The organism is Nitritalea halalkaliphila LW7, from assembly GCF_000265075.1.
Taxonomy (GTDB): Bacteria; Bacteroidota; Bacteroidia; order Cytophagales; family Cyclobacteriaceae; genus Nitritalea; species Nitritalea halalkaliphila.
Map to the genome: position 1 here is coordinate 20,009 of NZ_AJYA01000009.1, position 25,509 is coordinate 45,517.

Here is a 25,509-nt window from a genome sequence, read left to right on the forward strand (position 1 = left end):
CACTTAGAAAATTAATCCTATCCCAAGCTCTACGCGGTCGGCTTCTTGAAAGCCTGTGGCGCCAAGTTGCTGCGGAATTGATAGTTGCCCTTAAAGACGAGATTTCTTTTCGGGCGGTAATTGGCTCCGATACTGATTATTTCCAGGTTTTGACGTTCGAAGTTGATGGCATCTAAACCCGAAGCGATTCCCGCATGGGTGTCTAAGCGTTCGTAACGAACCCAGATCGGAAGACTTCCTTTTAGCGCTTTATTCGGAAATAAGCTGAAAAGGTTGTACCGTGCTTCTGTATAATAACCGAAAGTTTCTTGCCCGATTAGTTGCTGAGAAAGAAGGAAAAGGCGATCCGTCTGGGTCATATTTCCGGTCATAGCCAGACCGAATAGGGATAGATTTTTCCATTCATAGCCGCCAAACACACTGTAGAGCTGCACGATGGGATCCAGCGGGCTGCCATCGGGAAGCATGCGCCCTCTGCCCGCATTCCCGTAATAGCCGCTAAGACCAAATTTAATACGCTCATTTCCCGTGTATTCTACTTTTCCATTGGCCGCCAGGCCGCTGAAGTCTAAGCTATGGAAGCGTCCCCTTCGGATCCAAGTTCCCTCCACCATTTCAGCCGCATCCAGCCCCTTAGTCAGCCCCGCATTATACTCCCAGTTACCGCTAAGGACACTTCCGTAGAATAAAACCCCTGTTTCCAGCCACTGGGTGGGAGAGATGAGACGCTCCACCTCTGGCCTGTTCACAGAGTAGAAGGCAGTGGGCTCCTCATTGATATTGACATAGCCGATGGGCACGGGATAGTTACCCACGCGCACATTAAACTGAGGGGCAAACAAATAGTCGAATATCCACTCAAAATTCAGCTCTGTACCCAGCTCTCGAAAGCCATCATGCAGCAGCTCGGCTTGAATTTCCGAGTTGAAAATAAACTTATCCGTAATTTTATACCCAAAATAGAGCCCCAAGCGGTATAAATTGGTGTAATTTAGCTCTAAATCATCCCCGCGCGTGCGATCTCCTAAAAAGCTGACACTGTTCAGCTCCAGAAATCCACTTATGGAGTAGCGTCGGTCAGCATGGTAAATTTTAGAAGCAGCATTCGCCAGGCCCGGCTGCTTGATGTATTTCAGCTCTTCGATGAGCTTCTCTTTGGTTTCCACAGCGGCGCTATCAACTATTGGCTCGACCTGTTCGACCGTATTTTTATCTTGTGCATAGAGGGATGTGCTGAAAAGTGCCATATAGCTAAGGAGCACTCCCAGAATCCGTAGGGTATTCATAGGGATTTTTGTTTAAAGGGTAAAGACATGCATATAGGCCCCACTAGAGTAGCTGTGGGGTGGTTGGTAGGTGCCAAAAGACACCTGGCCTGCTATGCCTTAGCCTTTAGGAGGTGGAGAGAGCACCTCGAAAAAAAGTTGATAGTGAAGGGTCTCCTTTACTGGCGTGCGGTAAGCACGGTCCTGACCACGCAGGGTAGGAGAAAGGGTTAGAAAAAGTGCCTCTAAGCGAATTTTTACATCCGATAACTTTCTTTTTTCATGGGGCACTTCCGTGTCCGGAATCGTTTCCTCATCCATTTCGAAAACATACTCCAGCACCAGTTCTGCGAGGGAGTCGATCGGATCATGGTGTCCTAAGAGAGCCGAATCCTGCATGGAAGCATGGTAAAAGTTAGCACTCAGGTTGATGAAATTCACCAAGAGAAGATACTTCATCCCCTGAATAAATTTCTTTGGTAAACCGAGTACACGTTTTTGGCTCATATAACAAAATTAGTAAAAAATAAACAAACCCTCGAAAGGTCTCCATTATAATCCTGTTAGAGTCAGCAGAGGTTTAGAAGTTCAGGCGTATTCGTGATTCCTGTCACCAAGAAGCGACTAATTATTTTGTATATTTACGGTATGAGTAGTAAGAACACCCCCGAAACCACACCTTTAGTCTCTGCCATGCTCGGAGGCAAGTGCCCGAACTGTAGAACAGGCTCTCTTTTTCCAGCACCACTATACAGTTACCGGAAGTTGTCCGATGTGCACCACAAGTGCCCTGCCTGTAATGTGGTCCTCACACCGGAGCCGGACTTTTATTATGGCGCGATGTACATTAGCTATGCCTTCTCTGTAGCCCTGGTCATCACCGGCATGGTTGCCATTAACATCTTGGTAGGTCGGCAGGAGTTATGGGTGTATGGGGTCGTCATCGTGGTGGCGAATGCGCTACTGACCCCTTTTATGCTACGCTATTCGAAAGTACTTTACCTATATGGGGTCGGAAAACTCTCTTATGATGCGAATTGGCGACAGAAACTTCAGAAGAAATAGAGGACTTAACCTTTGGCCCTCTCGGGCCAAAAAGTAAAAAGTCGGCTACCTAAAATAAGGAGCCGACTTTCTATTTTAAATGCGCTCATGTACGCATTAGCGCTTATACACGATAACTACCAGGAGTTAACCGGCCACTACACCTGCTGCCTCAAGAAGAAACTGATGCATGCGGTAGTTTTCCATAAAATGCGGCATGGCTTCAGCACCTGGCCCGAACATGGCGAGCTCCACATGATCCGCCGAGTGATTGGTGCCCGCCCACTGCACATTGGTATGCTTGGCCTGCATCGCTGCGAAATCAGCAAAAGGAAGATTTCCGGGGTTATAAAGCTCCTTACTGTCCTTGTTGTAGCGAGAAAGGATCGCACGTGCATCCTCTTCATTCAAGACGATACGCTGCTTGGCCTCGATCAGCTCGATCACCTGTGCAGGGGTATAGTTTTGTGTAATCTGATTCAGTACCCACTCATTTGTGGCAGTCGTCGAAAACAGCTTTTCGAAATTTTGATTTGCTTTAGACCCATAGAATAGGCCTGGATTAGCATTTCCATGATCAGTCGTCGCCACTACTAAGGTCTCGCCATCCTCTGCCGCAAAAGCTAAAGCTACAGCAAGCGCCTCATCAAAATCCACTTGGTCGTAAATCAGTGCAGGGGCATCGTTCGCATGAGCCGCCCAGTCCACCTTGCCACCTTCGACTTGCATCACGAACCATTCGGGTTTTGGATAGATTTTGAATAGCTAAGCGCGTCATCTCTGCCAGACTCGGTACTTTTTCTTTTAGCTCAGGATCATTTTCGCGGTCGATGGCATAGGGGAGACCATCGTCTGAAAATACCCCTAAAAGAGGCTTACTGCCATCACTGGCCAGCATTTCCGCCTTCGTACGCGCGACATGGAAGCCTTTATCCGTAAACTCTTGAAATAAATTGCGCTCATCCTTGCGCGCCGCCGGCGCAAAGAAATTGGCTCCGCCTCCCATCATCACATCAAAACGCAGGTCTAAATAATCGACAGCGATCTCAGGTTGGGAATTACGGCTATTACTATTTACACAGAAGGCTGCAGGGGTAGCATGGGTGATGGTTACGGAGGTGACACAACCTACCGCCTTACCTGCTGCTTTAAATTTTTGTAAGATAGGTGTGGGACGCTCTCCATTCGGGCCCACGTTCAGGGCGCCATTATTTACGCGCATGCCACCACCCCAGGCAGAGCCAGCCGCTGCCGAATCTGTGATCCATGAGTTGGCAGACTGCGTATCCATAAGTCCTCTACGCATGATGCCCTGCTCGTAGGCGCTGATCCATGTGCTGGTACGTCCTAACTTATGCTTCATCAGAATATTGGCCATATTTAAGGTGCCATGCTCATTCCGTCACTTACCAGAAAGATAATGTTTTTCGCTTCCCCTTTACGTGCACGGTATTTTTCAGCAAAAACGGGGCTGGCAGTCCCCAGTGTACCCAGTCCTAAAGTGGTTAGGAAGCCATTTTTAAAGAAGTCTCTTCTTTTCATGAGAATGTAGTGTTACGCGTGTTACGTCGTTTCAAGTTGTCCAAAGATAAGAAAATCTTTTTTTCTACCGAGGTGAAGCTTTTTTAACGCTATGTTCATGTAGCCGTAATGTAGGAAGAGAGGATCAGTGGTAAAGCACTGTTTTTCAAACTCCTCAAGATAAATTTCCCAACTTCTTTTTTGAATTTTCGTTTCTCAGCTCATGAGTATCTTTCTTTGGCGGATCGTAGCGGCGGGCTTTTTTATCGTAGCGGGTGTGAATCACTTCGTTATGCCTGAATTTTATTTGCCGCTTATTCCGGATTATTTGCCCTATCCCGTCCTCTTAAATGCGCTCTCAGGACTGTGGGAAATCGTAGCCGGAGTAGGTTTATTATTTACGAAGTACCGTAGAAGCGCAGGCTGGGCCTTACAAGTGCTACTGCTGCTGTTTATTAGTTCACACATTTATTTCATTCAACAGGGGGCATGTGTGTACGAAGGTCTTTGTGTTCCTATGTGGGTGGCTTGGTTGCGGCTCCTCTTATTACACCCGCTGATCATGTGGCTGGTTTGGCGCGTGAGCGCGCAATAAATTTTTTCTAATTTTTTTTTAACATGAACACAAAACCGAGAACAAAAAGATTCCGTAGGTAGTTTAGAGCGTACTATTAATTTATAAGTGTATTATTGTGATACACTAAGATATTATACTTAAAACCCTACAAAAATGGTAGGAATTATAATCATTGTATTACAAGTCTTGAATCAATATTAGATTTGGATAGTGATATAACTGAAGTTTGAAAACTCTATTACCTAAATAAATCATGAAAGAAGTAATGTCTAATGTGCTGATCCTGCTGCTAGGAACGTCGCTCGTTTACGGCATGGTATCACAAGAAGTAAAATCTTCCGAATCCATTGTGGGTGTCTGGAAGGAAGTTGCATGGGAATACGAAAAGTTACCCACAGTGCGTGATCAAGAGCTCAACTATGATCTCTTGGATACACGAGAGCTACTTGGTCAACAAGTCATTATCCATCAGGGAGAAACATGGGAATTTAATCCTGACGGTACCATGAAAATTTACCTTAAAGATGGGGATGTAGAGAAAACCAATTACACCATCAAAAGAAGAGGTGACCTACTTCGCATTCAGCATGGTGATGACCTCTTCGAAGCCTATGAAATTCGTGAGCTTTCCGATGAGCGCATGGTCATACACTTCCATGCAGATGTATTCGCCAGAGGTATCGTTAAGCTCACATTCGAAAGAATATAACCTACACAAACCTATAAACCTCTTATTTAGTAAAGATTCGCGTAAATTATGTTAAGAAAATTTAGTAGCGCCCGTTCACTTACAGACAACATTCAACTAGGAGCACTTACCGCCTTCGCAGCGGGAATGGTTAACGTAGCCTCCTTAATCATTTTCTTCGCCTTCACCTCGAACGTAACAGGTACTTGGGCCATTCTCGCAGAAGAGATTTCTAAGGCCAACTGGGGGCAAGTTGTTATTGTTGGAACTTGGTTGTTCCTTTTCTTCTATGGAAATTTTGTCTCTAATTACTGCGTGATCTCCATTAAAAAATCAAATTATCTCTCCCACGCCATTCCGCTTGTTTTAGAAATCTTGTGCGTCGTGGGTGTTGGTATCTATGGTATTTATTACTATGGCGAGACACTCAGAGAGACAGAAATCTTAGTTGGCGTCCTGCTATTTGCTATGGGTATTCAAAACGGTCTAGTAGCGACCATTTCGAATGGTGCCGTGAAGACCACCCACTTGACAGGGCTCACCACCGATATGGGGATTTTGGTTTCTATGCTAACGAAGAAAGAATACCGCGAGCAAGAAGCTGTGGTTAATAAATTCAAGCTTCTATCTTCTATCCTGGTGGGCTACATGGCTGGAGGTGTTTTCTCTGGTTACTTATACTGGAATATTGGATTTAGTGTTTTCTTCGTGACAGCCATCTTCTTGCTTTTTGTGCTTTCTTATGATTTCATCAAGTTCAGACTACGATTCATGAGAAGAAAAGCCGAAATGCCTGCTGCTGCACAAAGTGCCTATAGAACACAATAAGAAGAGGTACCGTCAACCGCCATCTTCTCTATCGCGACCTTCGGGTCGCGTTTTTTTTATTAGGGGATAATAAGCGGTGTACTGCCTGACCACTCGAAGCTTTCCCCAGTTATGGTAAATACTTCAAAGCGTAGCTGAATGCGTGCCGGGGCGCTCGGAATACGAATAAATCGTAGCTGGTTAAAGCGTGAAGTTCGACTAAAATCCCGCCAGCGCTGCACCGTGGAGCCATCGTTTCGAACAAATAAAAAGCTGATATCATCTCCGACCTGCAGATCTTCAAAAGGGCTCAGCAGAAAGATACGGATGTTCGACACATTGTTCACCTGAAAAACAGGACTGCAGTCCAAACGCGTTGGTCTTGAACCAAATAACCCATCGCACCAGAACTGCTAGAATCAAGTAAACGAAAAAAATCTGCCGGCCAAAAGCCCGCACGAGCAGGTAAAAGCGTTTCCTCCTCCTCTTGCGCATCGAGCGCAAAGCCAAATGCTAGGTTCAAAAATAAATCTTGAGCTGAAACGGTATCCGCTGGCGTCAACCAGCTATCCGCACGGAGAGGTCCGAACCGCACATCGTCTATCCGCACCATTTCGGTTTGGCGAGCTTGCAAACAGTCATCAGGAAGTAGCGGGTCTTCGAAGGAACAGGAAACAGCCATACATCCTATTCCACCAATTAGCCAAAGGGCCAATATGCCATCTGTATATCGGGTTTTCGCAGGCATTTTTCTCTTAATTTAGGAAAAATTGCCCACTAAAACATAATTTTTACTGTAAGCGATCGAAAAAACACCATTCAAGCGCCCTAGGCCCGCACCTGTCCCGTCCCGAAAACCTGCCATTTATAGCTGCATAGTGCCTCCAAGCCCATAGGGCCCCGCGCATGTAGTTTCTGCGTGCTGATGCCGATTTCAGCCCCAAGCCCAAACTGCTCTCCATCGGTAAAAGCGGTAGAGGTATTTACATACACGGCAGCCGCATCGACATGGGTGAGAAACTGGGCCACCGCCGCTGCATCATGACTTAAAATGGCCTCACTATGCCGACTACTGTAGCGATCGATTTGCGCGATAGCGCTATCCACATCTTCCACTACATGTACGAGCAGCTTCAAGGATAAAAACTCGCAGCCAAAATGTTCGGGTAGCGCCTCCTTCACCAAGCTAGAGCGGAACTCCTGCTGCTGATACACCTCCCATGCCTTTACATCCAGGAAGAGCTCCACCTCATGTGCCACAAAGGCCCGCACCACCGCACCCAAGCGGGGGAGGTTGTCTACATCTAAGAGCAAGCAGTCCAGGCTATTACACACACTTGGACGCCGCGTTTTCGCATTCAGCAGGATGGGTAGCGCTTCCTCCGGCGGCAGGGTTCCATCCCAGTACGTATGCACGATACCTGCTCCCGTTTCGATGACGGGAACCTTAGCATGTGCACGGACATACTGAATCAGGCCCTGGCTTCCTCTAGGGATCACGATGTCTACTAACCCTTCCGCCTCTAAAAGTGCCGTGGTCTCCGTGCGGGCGCTGCCCAAAAGCGCAAAAGCAGCCACAGGCAATCCCGCCGCTGCCAAGCTGGCACAAATGAGCTGAAAAAGCGCTTGATTACTGTCCTGAGCGTCCGAGCCCCCCTTAAGCACCAGCGCATTCCCAGACCGTAATGCCAGTGCGAATACATCGATAGTCACATTCGGGCGGGCTTCATATATAACCCCGATTACCCCTAAAGGCACGCTGACTTTCTCTAAGCGAAGTCCATTCGGTAGTTTCCGCTGTTCGAGGATTTTGCCACAGGGGAGGGGAGCAGGGCCACATTTTCTAAAGAAGCGGCGATACCCGCGATCCGCTCAGCCGTCAGCAGCAAGCGGTCATAACGTGGATCTTCCGGCGACATCCGGGCCAAATCCCTTTGATTGGCTTCTAAAATTCCAGGTGTCTCGCTTACTAAAAGGTGAGCCAAATGCCGGAGACAGTCCACCACGGCGCTGTCCGAATAGGGGCTTAGCTGTTTGGAAGCCGTTTTAACGCGCTGAAGTATCTGTTGGGTATTCATCATGGTGAAAGAGGTACAGGTAATTGATATGAATAAAAGGGCGCGCATGCTGTTCACCGATGCGCTTTAGGGCTTCCTCCGCAGGATATTCTGCCCGTCCGAGGCCGATCGCCTGCCCAGCAGCATCACAGATCTGCACGATATCTCCCTTTTCGAAGCGTCCGCTTATACTTTCTATGCCCACCAGCAGCAAGCTACCCCCCGCCGGCTGCAGAAGCGCTTGCTGGGCACCTGCATTTATTCGGACCTCTCCCTTATAGTAAGCCGAACCATAGGCTAGCCAGCGCTTCGCGGCATCCTGTTTCTTTTGGGGGTGAAAAAAAGTAGCCATTGCCTCTCCACGGTAAATTTTACCTAAAATTCCACCTTCTTTACCATTGGCGATGTAGACGCCGATGCCGAGCTCAGCAGCCTTTCGCGCCATCGCCAGTTTAGAGGCCATACCGCCCCGCCCGAAGCTGGAACCCTGTGTGATTTCTACCTCCAAATGCTCTCCTGGTTTCACATGCACCTCGCGGATAAGTTGACTTTTCGGATCACTCGGAGCCCCCGTATACACTCCCGCCACATTCGTCAGTAAGACCAGGGTATCCGCCTGACACAGTGCCGCCGTCAGCGAGGCGAGCTCGTCGTTATCGGTAAACATCAGCTCTGTAATCGCGATAACATCGTTTTCATTTATGATGGGCACGATCCCTTGGCTGAGAAGTCCCTCCATGCAGCGCTGCATGTGGACATAATGCTTGCGGTCCCGGAAATCTTCCTTGGTCACCAGCAACTGTCCGATGCTGAGCCCATGCCGCTGAAAAGCGAGGCATAAGCCTGCATAAGCGGAATCTGCCCGACCGAAGCGAAAAGTTGGCGGCGCAGAACAGGGTCGGCCTTACCCTTTAAGCTTTTGGACTGTCGTCCAAAGGCCACGGCCCCCGAAGAAATTAAAAGCACCTGAACGCCCATCGCCATCAAGCCGGCGATTTCATCTACCAGTGCCTCCAGTCGCTCGAGGTCAGGGGCGCCGCCTGAGGTGGTCAGTACATTTGAGCCGATTTTGATAACGCAGCGTTTCAATACTATGGAATCGTTAGTGGAAAACAAAAATAGCAATTGAAAGCGTAATCATTTAAGGAATTTACTATTGATTTTAAAAAGAAATGTAGAAAACACCGTGAAGGGCATAAAAAAAGGCGAAATCCGTAGATTCCGCCTTTTGAAAATAGGTCCGTGAAAGGGCTTACATCATGCCACCCATGCCACCGCCACCCATAGGAGGCATCGCAGGGGCATCTTCTTTAATGTCAGCGACTACACACTCAGTAGTTAAAAGAAGGGCAGCGATAGAAGCTGCATTTTCTAATGCTAAGCGTGTTACTTTCGTAGGATCGATTACGCCAGCCTCGAATAAGTCTTCGTAGCGGTCGTAACGGGCATTGTAACCGAAGTTGCCTTCACCCTCTTTGATTTTATTAATAACCACAGAGCCTTCACCACCTGCGTTCTCTACGATCGTTCTCAGTGGAGCTTCGATCGCGATGCGCACGATGTTAATCCCTGTATCTTGGTCTTCATTTTCGCCTTTTAAGCTATCTAGAGCAGCAGAAGCACGGATTAGCGCCACACCACCACCTACTACGATACCTTCTTGAACCGCAGCGCGTGTCGCATGTAAAGCATCATCTACGCGGTCTTTCTTCTCTTTCATCTCTACTTCAGTAGCAGCACCGATGTAAAGGATAGCTACACCGCCAGAAAGCTTGGCCAGACGCTCCTGTAGTTTTTCTCTGTCGTAGTCAGAAGTTGTCTTCTCGATCTGTGCCTTGATTTCGTTAATACGCGCCTCGATAGCACCTTTGTCACCAGCACCGTTAACGATCGTCGTATTGTCCTTATCGATGTTTACCTTTTCAGCATTACCGAGGTAATCGATCGTCGCATTCTCTAACTTGTAGCCTCTCTCTTCAGAGATAACAGTACCACCTGTTAAGATCGCGATATCTTCTAACATGGCTTTTCTTCTGTCACCGAAACCTGGAGCTTTTACAGCCGCCACCTTCAGTGCGCCACGGATTTTGTTTACCACTAGGGTAGCTAAAGCCTCGCCATCTACGTCTTCCGCGATGATCACAAGCGGTCTGCCAGACTGCGCTACTGGCTCTAAAACAGGAAGTAATTCCTTCATAGAAGAAATCTTCTTGTCGTAGATTAAGATAAATGGATTCTCTAATTCAGCCTCCATTTTCTCAGTGTTCGTCGTGAAGTAAGGAGAAAGATACCCACGGTCGAACTGCATACCTTCTACCGTTTTTACTTCCGTTTCAGTACCTTTCGCTTCTTCTACGGTGATGACACCATCTTTACCCACTTTGTCCATCGCGTCAGCGATCATCTTACCGATCTCCTCGTCTGCGTTAGCAGAAACTGTGGCGACCTGCTCGATTTCCTTAGAAGTAGAAATGTCTTTAGAGTTCGCCTTCAGTGTGCTTACGATAGTAGCTACCGCCTTATCGATACCTCTCTTCAGGTCCATAGGGTTAGCACCAGCGGCCACGTTCTTAATACCTGCGTTAAAAATCGCCTGGGTTAACACAGTAGCTGTCGTCGTACCATCACCTGCGTTGTCAGCCGTCTTTGAGGCTACTTCTTTTACAAGCTGAGCACCCATGTTCTCGATAGGCTCTTCTAGCTCGATTTCCTTCGCTACAGATACACCATCCTTGGTGATTGTCGGAGCACCGAATTTTTTGTCGATGATTACGTTACGACCTTCGGGCCCAAAGTTACTTTTACAGCGTTCGCTAAGGCATCTACGCCTTTTTTCAGTTTATCTCTTGCGTCAGTATCGAAAAAGAGTTCTTTTGCCATTTTTTTCTAATTTTTAGAGTTTAAAGGGTTTAATTAAATGATCGCTAAAATGTCTGCTTCACGCATGATCAAATAGTCCTGACCATCAAAGGACAGTTCCGTACCGGAATACTTTCCGTAAAGTACAGTGTCACCCACTTTTACAGTCAATGGTTCATCTTTCTTGCCATTTCCTACTGCTATCACAGTGCCTTTCTGCGGCTTCTCTTTAGCAGTGTCCGGAATGAAAAGACCAGAAGCGGTTTTTTCTTCAGCTGCAGCAGGTTCTACCAGAACTCTATCTGCAAGAGGTTTGATGTTAACGTTTGACATGATTAAATTATAAATTAAGGTTGATTGCTTGTTTTACCTCTTGCCCATGAGCGATTCTTGTGCCAATTCTCCTAAACCGCTGGAGACTGCCATAAAGTCGCTTCTTCTTGTGGGTGTTTGTTGACTAGTGTAAAATTTGACTTTTTTTAACTGTCAAAATTTCAAAAGCATTTGCTTAATTTGTCCGAACTCCTTAAATTCCAAATCTAGTATTAACTAAATTATGGAAAAATTAACTGACAACTGGATCGCCGAGGGCTGGATGGACATGGAATACAAAAAATACCTGCTTCTGGCCTACCTAAAACATGTCTCTGGGCGCTTTCGAGAGGTTAAATTATACCCTCCGCTGGCAGATTTAATTTACCACTATCAAAAACTGACAAGTATGCAGGCCCAAAAGGACCGCTTGCGCGATGCCTTTCCCAAGCGCATCCTCGGCCCGGACCCGGAAAAAATGGCGTGGAAGTATGGAAGTGCCATACCAGACGATGAAGCCATACAAGTGCTCGAGGAACTGCTCCATTACGCGATCCCGCAGCTAAAAAAATACATCGAGGAGGGGAAAACGATTTACGATTTCTTAGAAGAAGAGATGGAATTTAGTCCCGTAGGCATCACCCCGCTATACCGTCAGGAAGGCTACGCTATCTTAGGATCAAAGGAGGAAAAACACCTGCATATCTACAGGTATAAGGTGGGAATCTTCACGCAGGCGCGCGACTCCTTTAAAGGAATCATGATGCAGTTCGTGCAGTCCATTCGCAGAAGCCTGGCGGATACCGTGGAGGCCATTAAGCTACGCCTGATTCGCGAGTATCGCGACCTTCCGAATCCTGCGGTATACAGTATTCTCTCGAACCGCAGTATTCCGCTACAGGAAACATTTCTTCCCATGAGTAAGCGCTTGCTGCTGATTCATCTCAGTGAAGAAGAAAAAAGCTAAAAGTGCACGGTAGGGGAGTGCATGCCCCGGAACTGTCCTTTGCGCCGGAGGCGCAAAGTGAGGTGCAAGTGCTACGTACAAGAATACAAAAAGAAATAAAAAAAGCGCCACTGTCTATCGCAGTGGCGCTCCTCATACGGTGTAAAACGAATTAATTTTCGTCTTCTTCTCCGCTCTCTTGCTCAGCAGGAGAAATTTCAATGTTCTGTAAAGACTCTCCGCCTTCTTCTAACGTGCCTTCAGAAGGAAGTAGGCCACCCTCGTCATCACCGAACGAAGGAGTTAGGAGCTGCTGCTGCCGTGCATTTTCGATGTTAGGAGAGCTAAAGCTGTCGCCACCTGTCGAAGAGGTATAAAAGGCAGAGGATGCTAAAGAAAGCACTAAGATCGCGATGGCGAGCACCCAGGTGGATTTCTCCAAAATATTTCCAGTCTTCGTAACACCCATAATCTGGCTCGCGCTGCCGCCGAAAGCTGCACCCACGCCACCCTTGGAGTTTTGACCTAAAATAACTAAAATTAAGAGTACTGCCAGTACGATGATAACTGTAATAAGTACGGTAAACATATGATGGGATTAATTATTCTTCTTTTTTATCTAAGCCTGCAATAAGGTCTGCAAAGTAAGCCTTTTTATTCGGAAATTTCACCATTAACTGTTCATAAATTTCTTTTGCTTTGGCGGTTTTACCCTGCAATGTAAGCAGTTTAGCGTAACTTTCCGTCACTAAATTCATTTTTAGCTCGGTACTGGACTTGCTAAGATCTTCTTTTTTATGCGTCTCCTCCGCATCCTGAGGTAGTGCGCGCAGGCGTCCATGTCCCTCATCGAATTTGGCGATAAGCGCATCCAAGCGAGAGCTCGTCTCTGCATCGCCTTCTTCGTCTGCCGCAGTCGCAGACTCCACTGCATAGCCGGCACTGAAATCAGGAGTGCTTTCTAGCGCCTCCCGGAGTGCACCATCTTCATTTTCTTCTGGCGAAGCGAGTGACGGACTCTCCTCCGCTGCATTTTCCGAATGTGCTACTGGCTGATCTGCTGCCTGTACAGCAGGAGCGCTGAAAACCGTAGCATCATGAACATAATCGTACAGATAGCGACGATCCGAAACACTAATCGCCGCCCAGTGGAGACAGTTGGTACGCTTCCCCTGCGAACGCTGCCGCTCGTGATGTGCCAGCACCAAATTCACCACCGCACAGTAAGGAAAGTCTTCGTGTAACTTCACCAGATAGCCATACTGCGTAGGGCTTAGATCGGCAGGTGATTTTACCGCCGCTACTAATTCAGAAAGATTCATAAGTTGAAGTTACTGGAAAATTCAGACAATTACCAGTTCGCCACCGTGGCGGTGAAGATATCCTGGATGATATTTTCGAAAATTTCTTCGATCAGCTCGCTCTCCACCTGTAAAACGGAGGTGGTCCGTGGGTCATAATCTTGGAAAAAGGAAAAAGTCCGTTTTAAATCCTGCTCCTCATCGTGAATGTTCACATACTCCACTTCCACAGCTATGGTTAAGCGCATTTGACCCGCACGATCGGGAATATTCGGATCCTGACTCGAAACCGTGGCAGATGGTGCGATTACATAACGTGTAATCGCACCCGATAGCTGCAAGTCCCCATTCGAGCGCACCAGTTCCAGCTGCGTGTTTCGCTGGTAAAATTCTTTTAAGCTTTCCGTAAAGAGCTGCTCCATGTTCGCAGGCCCACCACCTGAGTCATTAAAGAAATTATCTACCGAAAAGGTCTTGGTAATGTCATAGTTGATATTCGTCCCCGTAAAGCTATAACTGATCGAACAGGCCACTAGCAGCGTCAGCATGCTCCAGCCGCTCACTACCGTAAGCAGCATACTCTTCTTATCCCTCGATGTCATACTGTTTAATTTTTCTATAAAGCGTTCGCTCCGAAATACCTAAGTCTAACGCTGCATACTTTCGTTTATTATGGTGCTTTTTTAAGGCGCGAATGATAAGCTCTCGCTCTTTTTTCTCTAAAGAAAGCGAACCTTCATCTTCCTCGTGAGCGATGTCCTCGATCACCGTATCTTCATACTCTTCTGTTTCCCCCTCATGCTCCTGCTGCTGCCGATGCTCTAGTAAAATCGGGTAGGAGACGGTTTCCTCTCTTTCCGAACTACGCGAAACTTCCTGATGCTCCTCCCGCTCCATGCCCTCCTCGGTTTCCACCCCCTCGAAAAGCCGCTGGTGCTTGTTAATAATTGAGGCGTTCAAGCCTCCCGACTGATAGGTTTCCAGCACCAGTTTTTTCAGCTCGTGCATGTCTTTTTTCATGTCGAACAGCACCTTATAGAGCAGTTCACGCTCGCTGAAATCCTGTCCTTTATCGCCCTCACCTCCCTTATACGCTACAGGTAGGCTGGAACCTTCACGCGGCAGGTAACGCTCCAGTGTGGTCGCATCCACCTCTCTTTCTTCTTCCAACAACGAAATTTGTTCCGCCAGGTTTTTCAATTGACGGATGTTACCCCGAAAAGGATAGCGCAGCAGAAGCTCCTTAGCCTCAGGATGTAAGGTGATCGGCTTAACACGATATTTCTCGGAGAAATCTGTGGTAAACTTCCGAAATAACAGGGCGATGTCTTCGCCGCGCTCGCGCAAAGGGGGTACGTATATCGGCACCGTATTTAGCCGGTAGTAGAGATCTTCTCTGAAGTTCCCTTTTTCTACGGCTTTGATAAGGTTTACATTCGTGGCAGCGATCACGCGCACACTTGTTTTCATCACTTTAGAAGAACCTACCCGAATAAATTCTCCATTTTCCAGCACGCGCAGCAGTCTCGCCTGCGTCCCCAGTGGCATCTCACCGATCTCATCTAAAAAGATCGAGCCTCCATCTGTCACCTCGAAATACCCTTTGCGACCCTCGTGGCGCCCGTAAAAGCTCCCTTCTCATGTCCGAAAAGTTCAGAATCTATCGTGCCCTCCGGTATAGCGCCACAGTTGATGGCGATAAACTTGCCATGCTTTCGGGCACTCAGCGCGTGGATGATCTTCGAGAAACTTTCCTTACCACTACCACTTTCCCCCGTGATGAGCACGGTCATGTCCGTAGGCGCAGCCTGCATGGCCACCTGAATCGCGTGGTGAAGTAAAGGGCTGTTTCCGATGATGCCAAACCGCTGCTTGACGCTTTGAATTTCTGCTGTGCTGATCATAAATGCTGGCTTCCTTCCGCTTTATACGACCTCGCCGAAAAGTGTCGCTGTAGAACAATGGGTAATTTTTACCTGTACATAGTCGCCGATCTGATGGGCACCCTTATCGATAATGACTACCTTATTAGCTGAATTTCTGCCCTTTAGCTGCTCCTCGGAGCGCTTGGAGACACCTTCGATTAAAATCTCTTGCACCTGACCTACGTCGCGCTGATTGCGGAGCAGGGAGAGGGCGTTCTGCTTGGCAATAATTTCAGCCAAGCGGCGCTTTTTTACCTCTAACGGAATGTCGTCCTTGAACTTTTTCGCTGCCAGTGTGCCAGGGCGCTCGGAGTAAAAGAACATGTAGGAAAAATCGTACTGCACGATATCCATCAAGCTGAGCGTGTCCTGGTGCTCCTCCTCCGTTTCGGTGCAGAAACCAGCGATCATGTCTGAGGAAATCCCGCAGTCCTCGCCTAAAATCTCACGAATTTTTTCCACCCGCTCCAGATACCATTCTCGGGTGTAGGTGCGGTTCATCAGGTCGAGCACACGGCTATTTCCCGACTGCACCGGCAGGTGAATATACTTACAGATGTTCGCATAACGCTTCATCGTGTACAGTACCTCATCGGTGATGTCTTTCGGATGCGAAGTGCTGAAGCGCACACGAAGCTTCGGATCCACCTGCGCGACCATTTCGAGGAGCTGCGCAAAGTTCACGACTGCATCCACGCCCATTTTATTCAAGCGGGCTTTGTTATTTTCCTCCGCAGACCACTTATAACTGTCCACATTTTGACCCAGTAGGGTCACCTCCTTATAGCCTTTAGCAAAAAGCTCGCGCGCCTCTGCCACGATCGAATGCGGATCACGGCTCCGCTCACGCCCACGGGTAAAGGGTACCACGCAGAAGGAACACATGTTGTCACAGCCCCGCATAATGGAGATAAAAGCACTCACACCATTCGAGTTTAAGCGCACCGGTGCGATATCGGCATAGGTTTCCTCACGGGAAAGAAAGGTATTTACCCCCTTGTCACCCGCTTCCGCCACGGCTACCAAGTTCGGCAGATCTCTGTAGGCATCCGGCCCTACGACCACATCCACGATCTGCTCTTCTTCTAGCAGCTTCTCTTTCAGGCGCTCCGCCATGCAGCCCAGCACACCGATCGTTAGCTCGGGCTTATTTTTTTTCAAGGCATTAAAATGCACCAAGCGCTTCCGCACGGTTAGCTCTGCCTTTTCCCGTATGGAGCAGGTGTTCAGAAAGATAACATCGGCCTTTTCCATGTCCGAGGTGGTGTCAAAACCATTTTCCTTCATGATGCTGGCCACAATCTCGGAGTCAGAGAAATTCATCTGACAGCCATACGACTCGATGTAAAGCTTCTTGCTCTTGCCTGTGGCCTCCTCCGCTGTCACTTTCACATCACAGGCCTGCGCCTCTTCTGGGCTAATTATATCTATGTCTCTAATGAGGTTTTCCATTTGCTTTCACGATTACGCCCCACAAAATTAGTAAAAATCGGACAAAATGACAGGTGGTCACGAAAAATAAATCACTGCCTACTTTTTCTCCTTTGGGTATCCTTTAAACTACCTTCCCTTGAATCGGTTATCTACTCAAAATGAAGAAAAATTAAGGGCGAAGCGGTCGGATTCAGGCCTAAATCAAGTATCTTTAGGCTCCACAGCTATTCCTTTTCTTTAAAAAGTGCTAAACCAACAAGTGTTCGTAATTTTTGAAACGTATTATTCTAAAAATAAGTAAAGGGCTTGGGTATTTCCTACTAGTCGTGATCCTCCTTGTGGTGGGCCTTCTGCTGTTTATACGTACGCCCTACGGCCAAAACTTTATCGTCGGAAAGGCTTTGGCTTATTTGCGCCAGCAGACGGACAGCCGCTGGGAGCTGGAGCGGCTTTTTATCACCTTTCAGGGGGATCTTGCCCTAGAGGGGCTGCTGGTAGGCGATGCCCAAGGGGACACCCTGCTCTATGTCGGGAAACTGGAAACAGGCTTTGCGCTTTGGCCCTTTTTGCGCACCGGAGCCCTCGGGGTTTCTGGAGTGGACATGCAGCAGGTCCGTGCCCGCATCTCACGCGATGCAGATGAAAATTTTAATTTTGACTTTATTCTGAGCGCGCTGCTCGGCGAGGAAGAGGGGGCGCCAGCGCCAAAACCCGCTGAAGCACCTGCGTCACCCACCGATACCGAAAGCGCCGAAGAAGCAGCAGGTCTTGGCACCCTATATATAGGTCCCGTTCAGCTAAAAGATATACAGCTCGCCTTCCGAGACGAAAGCCTGGGCATCGATCTAGACGCAGCTTGGGAGGATTTTCGTATGAAAACGGAAAAACTGGACCTAGATGCAGGCGCTTACCTGCTAGAGGCGATCGACTGGGAGGGCTTACAGGTGCGCTATGAACAGTTTCTTCCTTTCCCGCCCTCCGAAGAGGAGACGACCCCTACAGCAGGACCCTTACCCGTGGTGAGCTTAGGCAGGCTGCGCATGCCAAATGCCCACTTTCACTACAGCGATATCCCCAGTGCTTTAGTCGCTGATTTGGGTTGGGATCAGTTTGTTTTTGAACTACCCGAATTGGATTTGGAGGAACAAAACGTCCAGATCAACACGCTTCGCTTTAACGGCCTCCGTGCTGCAGTGGAACTGGATACTTCTCTGGAAATCCCTACTCAGGAGGAAGAGGGCGAGGACAGGCCTGCTGACTCCTCCTCGGAGGAGGATGCCGATGATCAAGTCTTCAGCTGGCCGGACTGGCGCGTGAATTTTGCTGATTTTAGCGTGGAGGACGGCAGATTCCTTTTCCATGACCGTGCAGGAACGGCAGAAGTGCTGCCCTATATCGATCCGAACGCTGTGGAGCTTGCGGATTTTAATTTGGCGCTCCGCCAAATCACCCTGAAGCCGGGACGTTTAAAGGCACACCTGCATACGTTCAACTTTCGGGAGCAGCGTGGCCTGCAGCTTGATGAGCTGAGCCTGGCCCTGTCGCTGGAGGAAGAAGCCCTCGAAATCGCTGATTTCCGCTTCCAACTTCCCGGTACGGGACTGAAAGCAGAGAGCCAGCTCCGTTTTCCTTCGATTGAATCCCTGCTGGGGGAAGATCCACTGGGGGCCTTGCGCTATGCGCTGCAGCTGGAGGCCAAAACCGATTTCCAACAGCTTGCCTTTTTCGCGCCAGAACTGGCGGAGGAACCTTGGTTTCAGGCCTTAAAGCCTTTTGAGGGTAGCTTTTCACTGAGTGGAGATGCCGAAAGTCTGCAGCTCAGCCGCTTGGAAATGAGCATCCCACAGACACTGTCTCTCCGGGTGCCAGAGCTGCGCGTGGCTCAGTTTATGGACCCGGAAAAACTCCGCCTGGACCTTCCAGAGCTGCGCTTTACCGGTTATGGGCGAGGCTTAGGGGCTTTGGCCGACTGGCAGGGAGGCCCACTTCCTGAGCGCTTCACCGTGCAGCTTTCCAGCCAAGGGGGGCTGCGTGGCCTGCGTAGCCAGCTGGCGCTGCGTTCCCCGATAGGAGATGTAAGCTGGCAAGTAGAAGGTGGACAGCGGGCGAATGCTACGTATTTCTTGAAAACGGATTTGCGTATCCGTGAACTTAATGTAGCCGACCTGCTAGAGCTGCCCGAGCTAGCACCACTCAGCACACGACTACAAGCAGAGGGCGCTTTTTCCACCTTAGAAGACCTTCAGGCCAGTGTGCGCTGGGATTTCGACCGGCTCGCCTACGATAGCCTGGATTTATCTGCCCTACGCTTGCAGCTCGCCGTTGAAAATGGACAGGGAGACCTGCAGCTGCGCCATGCGCGGGACTGGTTCGATCTGGATGTGCAGGCAGACATTTCTTTGGATAGCCTCGCTCAGCAGATCGCACTACAGCTTGACCTGCAGCGGCTTGATGGCCAAGTCCTAGGGCTATCCGATACCCCCTTAGAGGCGCAGCTGGCCCTACGCTTAGGGGTACGCTATGAGGCGGAGACCTTAGACTTCGGACTGAAGCTGGAGCGTGCATCCCTGGTGCAAGAGGGGAGGCGTCTGGAGATGGGTGATTTCAATCTTACCGGCCTGTATGCCAGTGATTTTATTAAAGCAAACATACGTTCCGACTTTTTAAATGGCGCCACTACCTGGAAGGGGACCCGAGCTACTTAGCAGAAGCCTTGGAAATGCAGTTACGTGCGCACCTTGGGCTTTTAGAACCGGAGAAATATGCCGAGTACCAGCAAGCTCAGGTCAGCACCGCAGCATACGCGCTTTCAGGGGCCTTTTCCTTCTATCCGAATGAGCTTCTGAATAGCCTCCTGGAGGCCTCCTTTGCCCTAGACACCCTGACGCTAAGCTATCAGGCCGACTCGAAAAAAGAAGGTTTTGCGCTGGAAGCGCGCCTGCCTGAACTGGGCTTCGGAGACTTTACGGTGGAGGGATTTCGCTTTAAAGTGGCTGGGGATAGCGCAGGCCTGGCCTTAGAGACGGGGATCGCAGGCTTTAACGGAGGGGCCTTTAAAATCGGTGAGACGATCTTCGGCCTGACGGCCAAAGCAGGGGATTTGCGTCAGTCTTTAGCTGTATTTCAAGAGCAAGAAAAGTTTATGGCCATCGGTTCGGAGCTTTACCTTCGCCCGATTCGGTAGCCTTCCGCCTCGATGGGGAGGGCCTCCTGCTTAACCAAAGAGAGTGGCAGATGGACCCTGAAAATCTGTTGTGGTACGCCGATGGACGCTTCGGGGCGGAGCAGTTTCGTCTGACGCGTAACCAGCAAGCATTGGAGATTAAAGGGACGGTCATCGGGGAGCCGGAAGATGCATTGACACTGGCCTTTGAACAGTTTCGACTAGGGACATTTACGAATTTCTTAAATCCAGAGGAGCCGCTTGCCTCCGGAACACTCGATGGATTTATCACCGTAGAGCGACCGCTGGAGAATCCAGGGCTGCAGGCCGCTTTCCGTATCGATCAACTGGAGGCCATGCAGCTTGCCTTAGGGAATTTTAGCCTGGATGCTGAAGCGAGCACCTTAGAAACCTACACGCTGGCGCTGGCACTGAAAGAGGGGCTGGCGGATCTGGAATTTGGCGGCACCTTCCAAGCGGACGATCAAAGCAGTTTTGAATTCGAGCTTGACCTGCAGCGCTTCGATCTGGCGCAGCTGCCCTTCTTTACGGACTCGCTCATTTCAGAGGCAGGGGGGCACCTGACGGGGAAGATGCGCCTATACGGTTCAGCAGAGGACCCGCAGTACACAGGTAGTTTTGCACTGGTGGAGGACGCTTTCCTCGTGCCGGCAGACCTGAATGCACCTTTCCGTTTTAGCCCAGACCCCATTCAGGTAAACCGTGAGGGGGTGAAGATCGAGCGATTCCGCGTCTACGATGAAAATGACGCCACTTTCACGCTAAAAGGCAATGTGGACACGCGAGATTTCGATGACATCCGCCTCGACTTAGTCATGGAGAGCAGAGAATTTACGCTTTTTGACTTGAAAAGAGGGGAGCAGGAGCTGTTTTTTGGCCGAGCCAGGCTCGACCTAGACCTGGCGGTCCAAGGCCCCTTAGAGAATCCCGACATCCGTACGCGAGTCAAACTTCTTCGCGGAACAGATGTGACGGTTTTCCTTCCGGAGGATCAAGTCGATGTGGTCGAGCGCTCGGGTGTGGTGCTGCTCGTGGATCGTGAAAATGAGGAAAACTTAGATGAGCAGCGGCAGCAGGAGCTTTTGGGCGGAGCCTCACAGGCCTAGCTGTGGAGGCACTCATCGAGATCGACCCGAATGTAGTCTTTAATGTGATTGTGGACGAGCGCTCGGGGGATAATTTACGCCTCCAAGGTAAGGCAGACTTGCAGTTTAATCTCAGTCCGAATGGCCGCATGAACCTAGCGGGCATCTACGAGGTGCGCAGCGGACATTACGAGTTGAGCCTTTTCGGGCTGGTGAACCGACGCTTCGAGCTGGGTGAGGGGAGCCGGGTGAGCTGGCGGGGAGACCCTTTAGATGCGGAGCTGGATTTGAAGACGATTTACACGGTACGCACGCCAGTGACGGAGCTGATGCTGTCCCAGCTCTCGGGCGTAGATCCTGAAAGTGCCGCACAGTACCGGCCAGTCGGTGCCCTTTCAGGTATTGTTAAAAGTTAGAGGCGATCTGCTGCAGCCGGAAATCAGCTTCGGGCTGGATATGGCGGAGCTCGACCGCGGCGCCCTCGGTGGCAGTGTGTACGCAGCAGTGCTCGCACTTAATGAGCGAGAAGATGAGCTAAATCGGCAGGTATTCTCTCTTTTGGTGCTGAACCAGTTTTTCCCTGCGGGCAATAACGACGGTGCTTCGGGCGGTTCTGTGAATATCGCGCGGAACAGTGTGAGCAACCTCCTGTCGAATCAGCTAAACGCACTGTCGGATAAGTTATTTGGGGAATCGGGCTTCAGCTTAGATCTCGGGCTGGACTCCTTCCAGGACTTCGAAGGAGGTACGGGCCAAGACCGCACCCAGCTGAATGTCGCCGCACGGCAGCGTCTGTTCGATGATCGCCTAGTCATTTCTATCGGTGGACAGGTGGCTGTCGAAGGAGGCCCAGCGGCAGGGCAGCAGCAAAACGCGCTTTTTGGAGATGTGGAGGTGGAGTATTTACTCACCCCAGCAGGCATGTGGCGCGCGAAAGCCTTCCGGAAAAATCAGTTTGAGTCCATCGTCGATGGGCAGCTGATCATCACGGGAGGTTCTTTGATCTTCAACCGTGAATTTAACTATTTTAAGGAGCTGTGGCGTCCGCGCCGCTCCGAGGAAGAGGAGGCCCCGAAAAGCCCTGAGCAACAGTTACAAGAAGTGAAAGAAGAAAAAGAAGAGAAAGAAGAAAATGAAAAGCCTTAACCTGTGGCCGCAAGTCGGATTTTTCTTGCTTCTCGGGTTCCTGCTGGGAGCCTGTAGTGTGCAGCGCTTTATCCCAGAGGAGGAGCGCCTCTATGCGGGAGCCGAGCTGCACGTAAACAGCAGCTCTTCGGAGCGAAATAGTCGCTTAAGTAGCGACCTGGAAAATGTGCTTCGCCCAAAGCCTAATAGCAGTACGCTGGGCGTGCGCTTTGGCCTATGGGCCCACTATAAAGGAGACCGCGAAAAACCTGGTTTTATCAACCGCTTTCTCAAGCGCCGCTTCGGAGAGGAACCGGTTTATTTCAGTAGGGTGAACCCGGAGCGCACGCTGACGCTACTGCAGAATCGCCTCGAAAATCAAGGCTATTTCTTTAATAGCCTTAGTTATGAGTTGGAGCCCCATAAAAAAAAGAAAGAAACTGCGGTACGCTATAAGCTAGAAATCGGGGAGCCCTACCGCCTACGTGAATTCACCGTGGAAGGCGATACGCTGCCGATCATGCAGCGGATTCAGCAGCTCATTCCGGAGACGAGCCTCCAAAAAGGCTATCGCTTCGATCTGGACGGCCTAAAAAAGGTGCGCGATGAGCTGGAAAGCCGCTTGAAAGCAGAGGGGTATTATAATTTTTCCGGTGATTTACTCATCTTCGAGGCGGATACGAACCGCCTAGAGGGCCGGCAGTACGATTTGTTTTTGCGCCTAAAGCGCAATGTCCCAGAGAAAGCACTCTACCCCTACGTCCTGCGAGAAATCGACTTGCTACCTAATTTTTCAGTAAATGAAGATTATAGCCGAGCGGATACGGTAAAAAGTCGCGGTATTCGCGTCATCCAAGACGAGCTGTTTTTCTATCCTGAGCGGATTACACCCTATGTGCTCATGCAGCCAGAGGGCCTGTTTAGTCCCGACTTGTCGCGGCGGACCAGTAACCGGCTTTCCTCCATCGGCACCTACCGCTTCGTGAATGTGCAGTACGAGGAGCTGGACACCATCCCCGATGCAAATGGTCGCTTGGGGCTGCGCAGTCAAATCGCCCTCAGCCCACAAAACAAGCGAAGCTTCCGCGCGGAGCTGCAGGCGGTCACCAAGTCGAATAATTTTGCTGGTCCAGGAGTGCTGTTTTCGTATCGCAATCGAAACCTCTTTCGTGGAGGAGAGACCTTTACGCTGAGTGCGAATGTAGGCTTCGAGCAGCAAATTGCCGCCGGGGAACGCACGGGTTTGCAGTCCATCGAGCTCGGCTTGCAGGCCAGTATCACCTATCCACGGGTGCTCTTTCCGGCTCCCGTAATGAACCGCTTCCAGTTCACCATTCCGAGCACACGAATTTCCCTGGGGACAGAATATCAAAACCGGACCGATCTTTACCGCCTCATTTCCTATAATGCCTCATTCGGGTATTTCTGGAAGGTGAACCGCTTCGTCTATCACGAAGTGAATCCGCTCAGCTTGAGCTTCGTGCAGCTGGGAAATATCTCTCCGCTGTTTAATGAAATCCTCGAAAACAACCCCTTCCTACGGCGAAGTTTCGAGCAGCAGTTTATCCTTGGCTTTAATTATACCTTTAATTATAACCAGCTTGTAGACGATTTTCGAAAGCGCGCACTCTTTTTCGGGGCGACCTTAGATGTGGCGGGGAATAGCCTCTCTCTGGTAAATACCGCCTTCGGAAGCGAGCGACCCGAACGCTTCCTCGGAACCGAATATGCGCGCTATGTGCGGGGGGATGTGGATCTCCGCTATTTCTTTCGCTTCTCGAAGGATAATCAACTGGTGCTAAGGACTTTCGCGGGCCTCGGACTTCCGCTGGGCGATAATGTGTCCCTGCCTTTCGTCAAGCAGTATTTTTCGGGAGGTCCCAACTCGGTGCGGGCTTTTCGGATCCGCTCTTTAGGGCCAGGAACCTATATCCCAGAAACGCAGTCCATCGCGGGCTTCTTCGACCAGGCAGGGGATATCCGATTGGAAGGAAACATTGAGTACCGCTTTCCTCTGGTGAGCTACCTGAAAGGTGCCCTCTTCGTGGATGCCGGAAATGTGTGGTTGGTGAATGATAATGAGGCTTTGCCCGGAGGGCAATTTTCCTCCAACTGGGCAGAGGAGCTCGGGGTGGGGGCAGGAATCGGGCTACGCGTAGACATCGACTTCTTTGTGCTCCGTTTTGATTTCGCAACACCCCTGCGCAAGCCTTGGCTGGCCCCCGATAACCGCTGGCAGCGCAGCTTTGATATCGGCAGCTCGGACTGGCGCAGGGATAATTTAATCATCAATTTTGCGATCGGATATCCGTTCTAAGTCAGTTGGCGAGCTGTAGCGGTATCTTCTGCTCGAGCAGTACCTCTCCGCCTTCGCCCTTTATCCAGGTGTGCATTTCGGCTGCCTCCCAGTCGATTTCGAGTAGACCATAGTGCAAAGCCGCCACATGGTCTCCCGCGATCCGGTGCTTGTTGGCCTCCGGTCTCCAGCTACTCCAGGTGTGGGTCAAGCCACTGGAAGTGATGTCGTAAATCGCCTGACCATTAGCTAAGGTCTTACGCGATATTTCGGCGATATGGCGGTCACCGCTTAAAAAAACGGGATTAGCGGCACCCGATGTGATGAGAAGCTGCTCGAGGCGGGCCAGCTCCTGTGGGAAATTAGCCCATTTTTCCCAGCCGTGCTCCTCGGCTATAAATTGTACCCCGGAGGCGATGAGGTGCACCTGTGCGTCACTGTTGCGGAGCTCTTGCTCTAGCCATTCCCATTGGGCTTCGCCCAAAATAGTGCCTGTTTCATTCGGCAGGTAGGCGCCGTCTACGCGGTAGATCGTGTCCCGGTGATAGCGCGCATCTAGCAGAATGACCTTCGCGCGCTGCTGGCCTTCTCCATAGGTGTAGCTGGCATAAGCACCCGCCTGCTTACGTCGGGGAGAATCTGCGGGCTCCTCCAGAAAGTCGAGCATCAGCGCCTGGCTAGCCTCCTTTTGGCTGTAATACTTGCCGCCATCATTAATCCCATAGTCATGATCGTCCCAAATACCGATTACCTGCGCCTGCTCGCGGAGCTGGCTGTAAGCGGGATGTGCGAACTGGGCCTGATACTTTTGTTCCAGCAGCTCCATATCATGCGTGTCGCCATAGACATTATCGCCCATCCAGATCCATACATCCGGATTGTCCGCCAGGATCGGCTCCCAAAGCGGCTGCGGCAGGTCGTGCTTGTTGCAGGAGCCAAAAGCCATACGAAGCGGTTGACTCGGGGAGGCATCGGCCTCTTGTGTTTCTGCCTCCTTCGGGCCGGACTGGCAGGCGAGGAGGGCTGCGCCAAAAAGTGTACTGAGTGCAAGTTGTGAAATACGTTTCATGGGTATATCCTACA

General features: G+C 50.0%; 27 protein-coding genes and 3 pseudogenes. 11 read left to right on the plus strand and 19 right to left on the minus strand.

Features of this window, described 5'->3' with window-relative positions; all coding sequences use genetic code 11:
• Positions 1–29: 29 nt before the first annotated feature.
• Together A3SI_RS03635 and A3SI_RS19595 are read right to left on the minus strand one after the other, a co-directional pair.
• A complete protein-coding gene (locus tag A3SI_RS03635) occupies positions 30–1,286 on the minus strand; it encodes a hypothetical protein (protein WP_009053692.1) in 1,257 nt (418 codons plus the stop codon).
• Between the two features lie 99 nt (positions 1,287–1,385).
• A complete protein-coding gene (locus A3SI_RS19595; RefSeq protein WP_238531579.1) occupies positions 1,386–1,772 on the minus strand; it encodes a hypothetical protein in 387 nt (128 codons plus the stop codon).
• Positions 1,773–1,913: 141 nt separating this feature from the next.
• Here A3SI_RS19595 and A3SI_RS03645 point away from each other — a divergent pair, with 141 nt between their 5' ends.
• A complete protein-coding gene (locus A3SI_RS03645; RefSeq protein ID WP_156810148.1) occupies positions 1,914–2,330 on the plus strand; it encodes a DUF983 domain-containing protein in 417 nt (138 codons plus the stop codon).
• Positions 2,331–2,456: 126 nt separating this feature from the next.
• On the opposite strand, the gene A3SI_RS21460 is transcribed toward A3SI_RS03645, so the two are convergent.
• From A3SI_RS21460 to A3SI_RS20145, 3 genes are read right to left on the minus strand one after another with little or no spacing between them, the layout of a single operon-like run.
• Positions 2,457–3,038 carry an alkaline phosphatase gene (locus A3SI_RS21460; protein WP_262491754.1) on the minus strand — a complete coding sequence of 194 codons (582 nt, stop codon included), beginning with the start codon at positions 3,036–3,038 and terminating at the stop codon, positions 2,457–2,459.
• Positions 2,956–3,672, minus strand: a complete 717-nt coding sequence (locus A3SI_RS21465) for an alkaline phosphatase (RefSeq protein ID WP_262491753.1) — start codon at positions 3,670–3,672, stop codon at positions 2,956–2,958. The genes A3SI_RS21460 and A3SI_RS21465 overlap by 83 nt, the downstream gene beginning before the upstream one ends.
• A 17-nt stretch (positions 3,673–3,689) precedes the next feature.
• A complete protein-coding gene (locus tag A3SI_RS20145; RefSeq protein WP_009053695.1) occupies positions 3,690–3,851 on the minus strand; it encodes a hypothetical protein in 162 nt (53 codons plus the stop codon).
• Positions 3,852–4,053: 202 nt separating this feature from the next.
• Between A3SI_RS20145 and A3SI_RS03655 the strand changes: the two genes are divergently transcribed.
• The 3 genes from A3SI_RS03655 (at position 4,054) to A3SI_RS03665 (ending at position 5,923) form a co-directional block, all read left to right on the plus strand.
• Positions 4,054–4,425, plus strand: coding sequence for a DoxX family protein (locus tag A3SI_RS03655; RefSeq protein WP_009053696.1), 372 nt, complete (start codon positions 4,054–4,056; stop codon positions 4,423–4,425).
• 235 nt (positions 4,426–4,660) lie between these two features.
• Positions 4,661–5,116, plus strand: coding sequence for a lipocalin-like domain-containing protein (locus A3SI_RS03660; RefSeq protein ID WP_009053697.1), 456 nt, complete (start codon positions 4,661–4,663; stop codon positions 5,114–5,116).
• Positions 5,117–5,164: 48 nt separating this feature from the next.
• Positions 5,165–5,923 (plus strand): YoaK family protein, encoded by a 759-nt coding sequence (locus A3SI_RS03665; RefSeq protein ID WP_009053698.1) that lies wholly within the window; start codon positions 5,165–5,167, stop codon positions 5,921–5,923.
• A 59-nt stretch (positions 5,924–5,982) separates the two neighbouring features.
• On the opposite strand, the gene A3SI_RS03670 is transcribed toward A3SI_RS03665, so the two are convergent.
• From A3SI_RS03670 to A3SI_RS03695, 7 genes and pseudogenes are all read right to left on the minus strand, one after another.
• Positions 5,983–6,273 carry a hypothetical protein gene (locus A3SI_RS03670; RefSeq protein WP_156810149.1) on the minus strand — a complete coding sequence of 97 codons (291 nt, stop codon included), beginning with the start codon at positions 6,271–6,273 and terminating at the stop codon, positions 5,983–5,985.
• Positions 6,246–6,650: a hypothetical protein gene (locus A3SI_RS03675; RefSeq protein ID WP_040670056.1), complete on the minus strand. Its 405-nt coding sequence runs from the start codon at positions 6,648–6,650 to the stop codon at positions 6,246–6,248. Before A3SI_RS03675 ends, A3SI_RS03670 begins: the two co-directional genes overlap by 28 nt.
• Positions 6,651–6,730: 80 nt before the next feature.
• The gene (locus A3SI_RS03680; protein WP_238531587.1) at positions 6,731–7,711 is read right to left on the minus strand and encodes a glutamate-5-semialdehyde dehydrogenase; all 981 of its coding nucleotides are present in this window, start codon (positions 7,709–7,711) and stop codon (positions 6,731–6,733) included.
• Entirely contained in the window at positions 7,672–7,983 is a 312-nt protein-coding gene (locus tag A3SI_RS20150; RefSeq protein ID WP_238531580.1) for an aldehyde dehydrogenase family protein, read from the minus strand. Before A3SI_RS20150 ends, A3SI_RS03680 begins: the two co-directional genes overlap by 40 nt.
• Positions 7,949–9,084 (minus strand): annotated as a pseudogene (gene proB, locus A3SI_RS03685) (glutamate 5-kinase). Before proB ends, A3SI_RS20150 begins: the two are co-directional and overlap by 35 nt.
• 127 nt (positions 9,085–9,211) lie before the next feature.
• A pseudogene (gene groL, locus A3SI_RS03690) lies at positions 9,212–10,839 on the minus strand (chaperonin GroEL).
• Positions 10,840–10,872: 33 nt separating this feature from the next.
• On the minus strand, positions 10,873–11,151 hold the full coding sequence (locus A3SI_RS03695) for a co-chaperone GroES (RefSeq protein WP_009053703.1): 279 nt from the start codon (positions 11,149–11,151) through the stop codon (positions 10,873–10,875).
• A gap of 223 nt (positions 11,152–11,374) precedes the next feature.
• Between A3SI_RS03695 and A3SI_RS03700 the strand changes: the two genes are divergently transcribed.
• Positions 11,375–12,097, plus strand: a complete 723-nt coding sequence (locus A3SI_RS03700) for a hypothetical protein (RefSeq protein WP_009053704.1) — start codon at positions 11,375–11,377, stop codon at positions 12,095–12,097.
• Positions 12,098–12,248: 151 nt separating this feature from the next.
• On the opposite strand, the gene secG is transcribed toward A3SI_RS03700, so the two are convergent.
• The 6 genes and pseudogenes from secG to miaB form a co-directional block, all read right to left on the minus strand.
• Positions 12,249–12,665, minus strand: coding sequence for a preprotein translocase subunit SecG (gene secG / locus A3SI_RS03705; RefSeq protein ID WP_009053705.1), 417 nt, complete (start codon positions 12,663–12,665; stop codon positions 12,249–12,251).
• A gap of 13 nt (positions 12,666–12,678) precedes the next feature.
• Entirely contained in the window at positions 12,679–13,398 is a 720-nt protein-coding gene (locus A3SI_RS03710; protein ID WP_009053706.1) for a hypothetical protein, read from the minus strand.
• A 29-nt stretch (positions 13,399–13,427) separates the two neighbouring features.
• Entirely contained in the window at positions 13,428–13,955 is a 528-nt protein-coding gene (gene lptE / locus A3SI_RS03715; protein WP_009053707.1) for an LPS assembly lipoprotein LptE, read from the minus strand.
• Between the two features lie 7 nt (positions 13,956–13,962).
• A complete protein-coding gene (locus A3SI_RS23110) occupies positions 13,963–14,397 on the minus strand; it encodes a helix-turn-helix domain-containing protein (protein WP_394330346.1) in 435 nt (144 codons plus the stop codon).
• A 150-nt stretch (positions 14,398–14,547) separates the two neighbouring features.
• Positions 14,548–15,281, minus strand: a pseudogene (locus A3SI_RS23115) (sigma 54-interacting transcriptional regulator); the annotation flags it as partial.
• A 21-nt stretch (positions 15,282–15,302) separates the two neighbouring features.
• Positions 15,303–16,754 carry a tRNA (N6-isopentenyl adenosine(37)-C2)-methylthiotransferase MiaB gene (gene miaB, locus A3SI_RS03725; RefSeq protein ID WP_009053708.1) on the minus strand — a complete coding sequence of 484 codons (1,452 nt, stop codon included), beginning with the start codon at positions 16,752–16,754 and terminating at the stop codon, positions 15,303–15,305.
• A gap of 308 nt (positions 16,755–17,062) precedes the next feature.
• On the opposite strand from miaB, the gene A3SI_RS03730 reads away from it, so the two are divergent.
• From A3SI_RS03730 to tamL, 6 genes are read left to right on the plus strand one after another with little or no spacing between them, the layout of a single operon-like run.
• The gene (locus A3SI_RS03730) at positions 17,063–19,441 is read left to right on the plus strand and encodes an AsmA family protein (protein ID WP_156810150.1); all 2,379 of its coding nucleotides are present in this window, start codon (positions 17,063–17,065) and stop codon (positions 19,439–19,441) included.
• 14 nt (positions 19,442–19,455) lie between these two features.
• On the plus strand, positions 19,456–19,920 hold the full coding sequence (locus A3SI_RS03735; protein ID WP_009053709.1) for a hypothetical protein: 465 nt from the start codon (positions 19,456–19,458) through the stop codon (positions 19,918–19,920).
• 50 nt (positions 19,921–19,970) lie between these two features.
• Positions 19,971–21,026: a translocation/assembly module TamB domain-containing protein gene (locus A3SI_RS21470; RefSeq protein WP_050977356.1), complete on the plus strand. Its 1,056-nt coding sequence runs from the start codon at positions 19,971–19,973 to the stop codon at positions 21,024–21,026.
• A 2-nt stretch (positions 21,027–21,028) separates the two neighbouring features.
• Positions 21,029–21,421 carry a translocation/assembly module TamB domain-containing protein gene (locus A3SI_RS21475; protein ID WP_050977357.1) on the plus strand — a complete coding sequence of 131 codons (393 nt, stop codon included), beginning with the start codon at positions 21,029–21,031 and terminating at the stop codon, positions 21,419–21,421.
• Positions 21,369–22,151, plus strand: coding sequence for a translocation/assembly module TamB domain-containing protein (locus A3SI_RS21480; RefSeq protein ID WP_162098411.1), 783 nt, complete (start codon positions 21,369–21,371; stop codon positions 22,149–22,151). Before A3SI_RS21475 ends, A3SI_RS21480 begins: the two co-directional genes overlap by 53 nt.
• Positions 22,138–24,447 (plus strand): translocation and assembly module lipoprotein TamL, encoded by a 2,310-nt coding sequence (tamL, locus tag A3SI_RS03745; RefSeq protein ID WP_009053710.1) that lies wholly within the window; start codon positions 22,138–22,140, stop codon positions 24,445–24,447. The genes A3SI_RS21480 and tamL overlap by 14 nt, the downstream gene beginning before the upstream one ends.
• Before the next feature lies 1 nt (position 24,448).
• Here tamL and A3SI_RS03750 read toward each other — a convergent pair whose 3' ends face one another.
• Complete coding sequence (locus A3SI_RS03750) at positions 24,449–25,495, minus strand: alkaline phosphatase D family protein (protein ID WP_009053711.1); 1,047 nt, start codon at positions 25,493–25,495, stop codon at positions 24,449–24,451.
• Positions 25,496–25,509: the final 14 nt, after the last annotated feature.

Coding starts and splice junctions, on each gene's coding strand:
- A3SI_RS03635 (WP_009053692.1), bottom strand. CDS start 1,286: ATGAATACCCTACGGATTCTGGGAGTGCTCCTTAGCTATATGGCACTT.
- A3SI_RS19595 (WP_238531579.1), bottom strand. CDS start 1,772: ATGAGCCAAAAACGTGTACTCGGTTTACCAAAGAAATTTATTCAGGGG.
- A3SI_RS03645 (WP_156810148.1), top strand. CDS start 1,914: ATGAGTAGTAAGAACACCCCCGAAACCACACCTTTAGTCTCTGCCATG.
- A3SI_RS21460 (WP_262491754.1), bottom strand. CDS start 3,038: ATGCAAGTCGAAGGTGGCAAGGTGGACTGGGCGGCTCATGCGAACGAT.
- A3SI_RS21465 (WP_262491753.1), bottom strand. CDS start 3,672: ATGAAGCATAAGTTAGGACGTACCAGCACATGGATCAGCGCCTACGAG.
- A3SI_RS20145 (WP_009053695.1), bottom strand. CDS start 3,851: ATGAAAAGAAGAGACTTCTTTAAAAATGGCTTCCTAACCACTTTAGGA.
- A3SI_RS03655 (WP_009053696.1), top strand. CDS start 4,054: ATGAGTATCTTTCTTTGGCGGATCGTAGCGGCGGGCTTTTTTATCGTA.
- A3SI_RS03660 (WP_009053697.1), top strand. CDS start 4,661: ATGAAAGAAGTAATGTCTAATGTGCTGATCCTGCTGCTAGGAACGTCG.
- A3SI_RS03665 (WP_009053698.1), top strand. CDS start 5,165: ATGTTAAGAAAATTTAGTAGCGCCCGTTCACTTACAGACAACATTCAA.
- A3SI_RS03675 (WP_040670056.1), bottom strand. CDS start 6,650: ATGCCTGCGAAAACCCGATATACAGATGGCATATTGGCCCTTTGGCTA.
- A3SI_RS20150 (WP_238531580.1), bottom strand. CDS start 7,983: ATGATGAATACCCAACAGATACTTCAGCGCGTTAAAACGGCTTCCAAA.
- A3SI_RS03695 (WP_009053703.1), bottom strand. CDS start 11,151: ATGTCAAACGTTAACATCAAACCTCTTGCAGATAGAGTTCTGGTAGAA.
- A3SI_RS03700 (WP_009053704.1), top strand. CDS start 11,375: ATGGAAAAATTAACTGACAACTGGATCGCCGAGGGCTGGATGGACATG.
- secG (WP_009053705.1), bottom strand. CDS start 12,665: ATGTTTACCGTACTTATTACAGTTATCATCGTACTGGCAGTACTCTTA.
- A3SI_RS03710 (WP_009053706.1), bottom strand. CDS start 13,398: ATGAATCTTTCTGAATTAGTAGCGGCGGTAAAATCACCTGCCGATCTA.
- lptE (WP_009053707.1), bottom strand. CDS start 13,955: ATGCTGCTTACGGTAGTGAGCGGCTGGAGCATGCTGACGCTGCTAGTG.
- A3SI_RS23110 (WP_394330346.1), bottom strand. CDS start 14,397: ATGAAAAAAGACATGCACGAGCTGAAAAAACTGGTGCTGGAAACCTAT.
- miaB (WP_009053708.1), bottom strand. CDS start 16,754: ATGGAAAACCTCATTAGAGACATAGATATAATTAGCCCAGAAGAGGCG.
- A3SI_RS03735 (WP_009053709.1), top strand. CDS start 19,456: ATGCAGTTACGTGCGCACCTTGGGCTTTTAGAACCGGAGAAATATGCC.
- A3SI_RS21470 (WP_050977356.1), top strand. CDS start 19,971: ATGGACCCTGAAAATCTGTTGTGGTACGCCGATGGACGCTTCGGGGCG.
- tamL (WP_009053710.1), top strand. CDS start 22,138: ATGAAAAGCCTTAACCTGTGGCCGCAAGTCGGATTTTTCTTGCTTCTC.
- A3SI_RS03750 (WP_009053711.1), bottom strand. CDS start 25,495: ATGAAACGTATTTCACAACTTGCACTCAGTACACTTTTTGGCGCAGCC.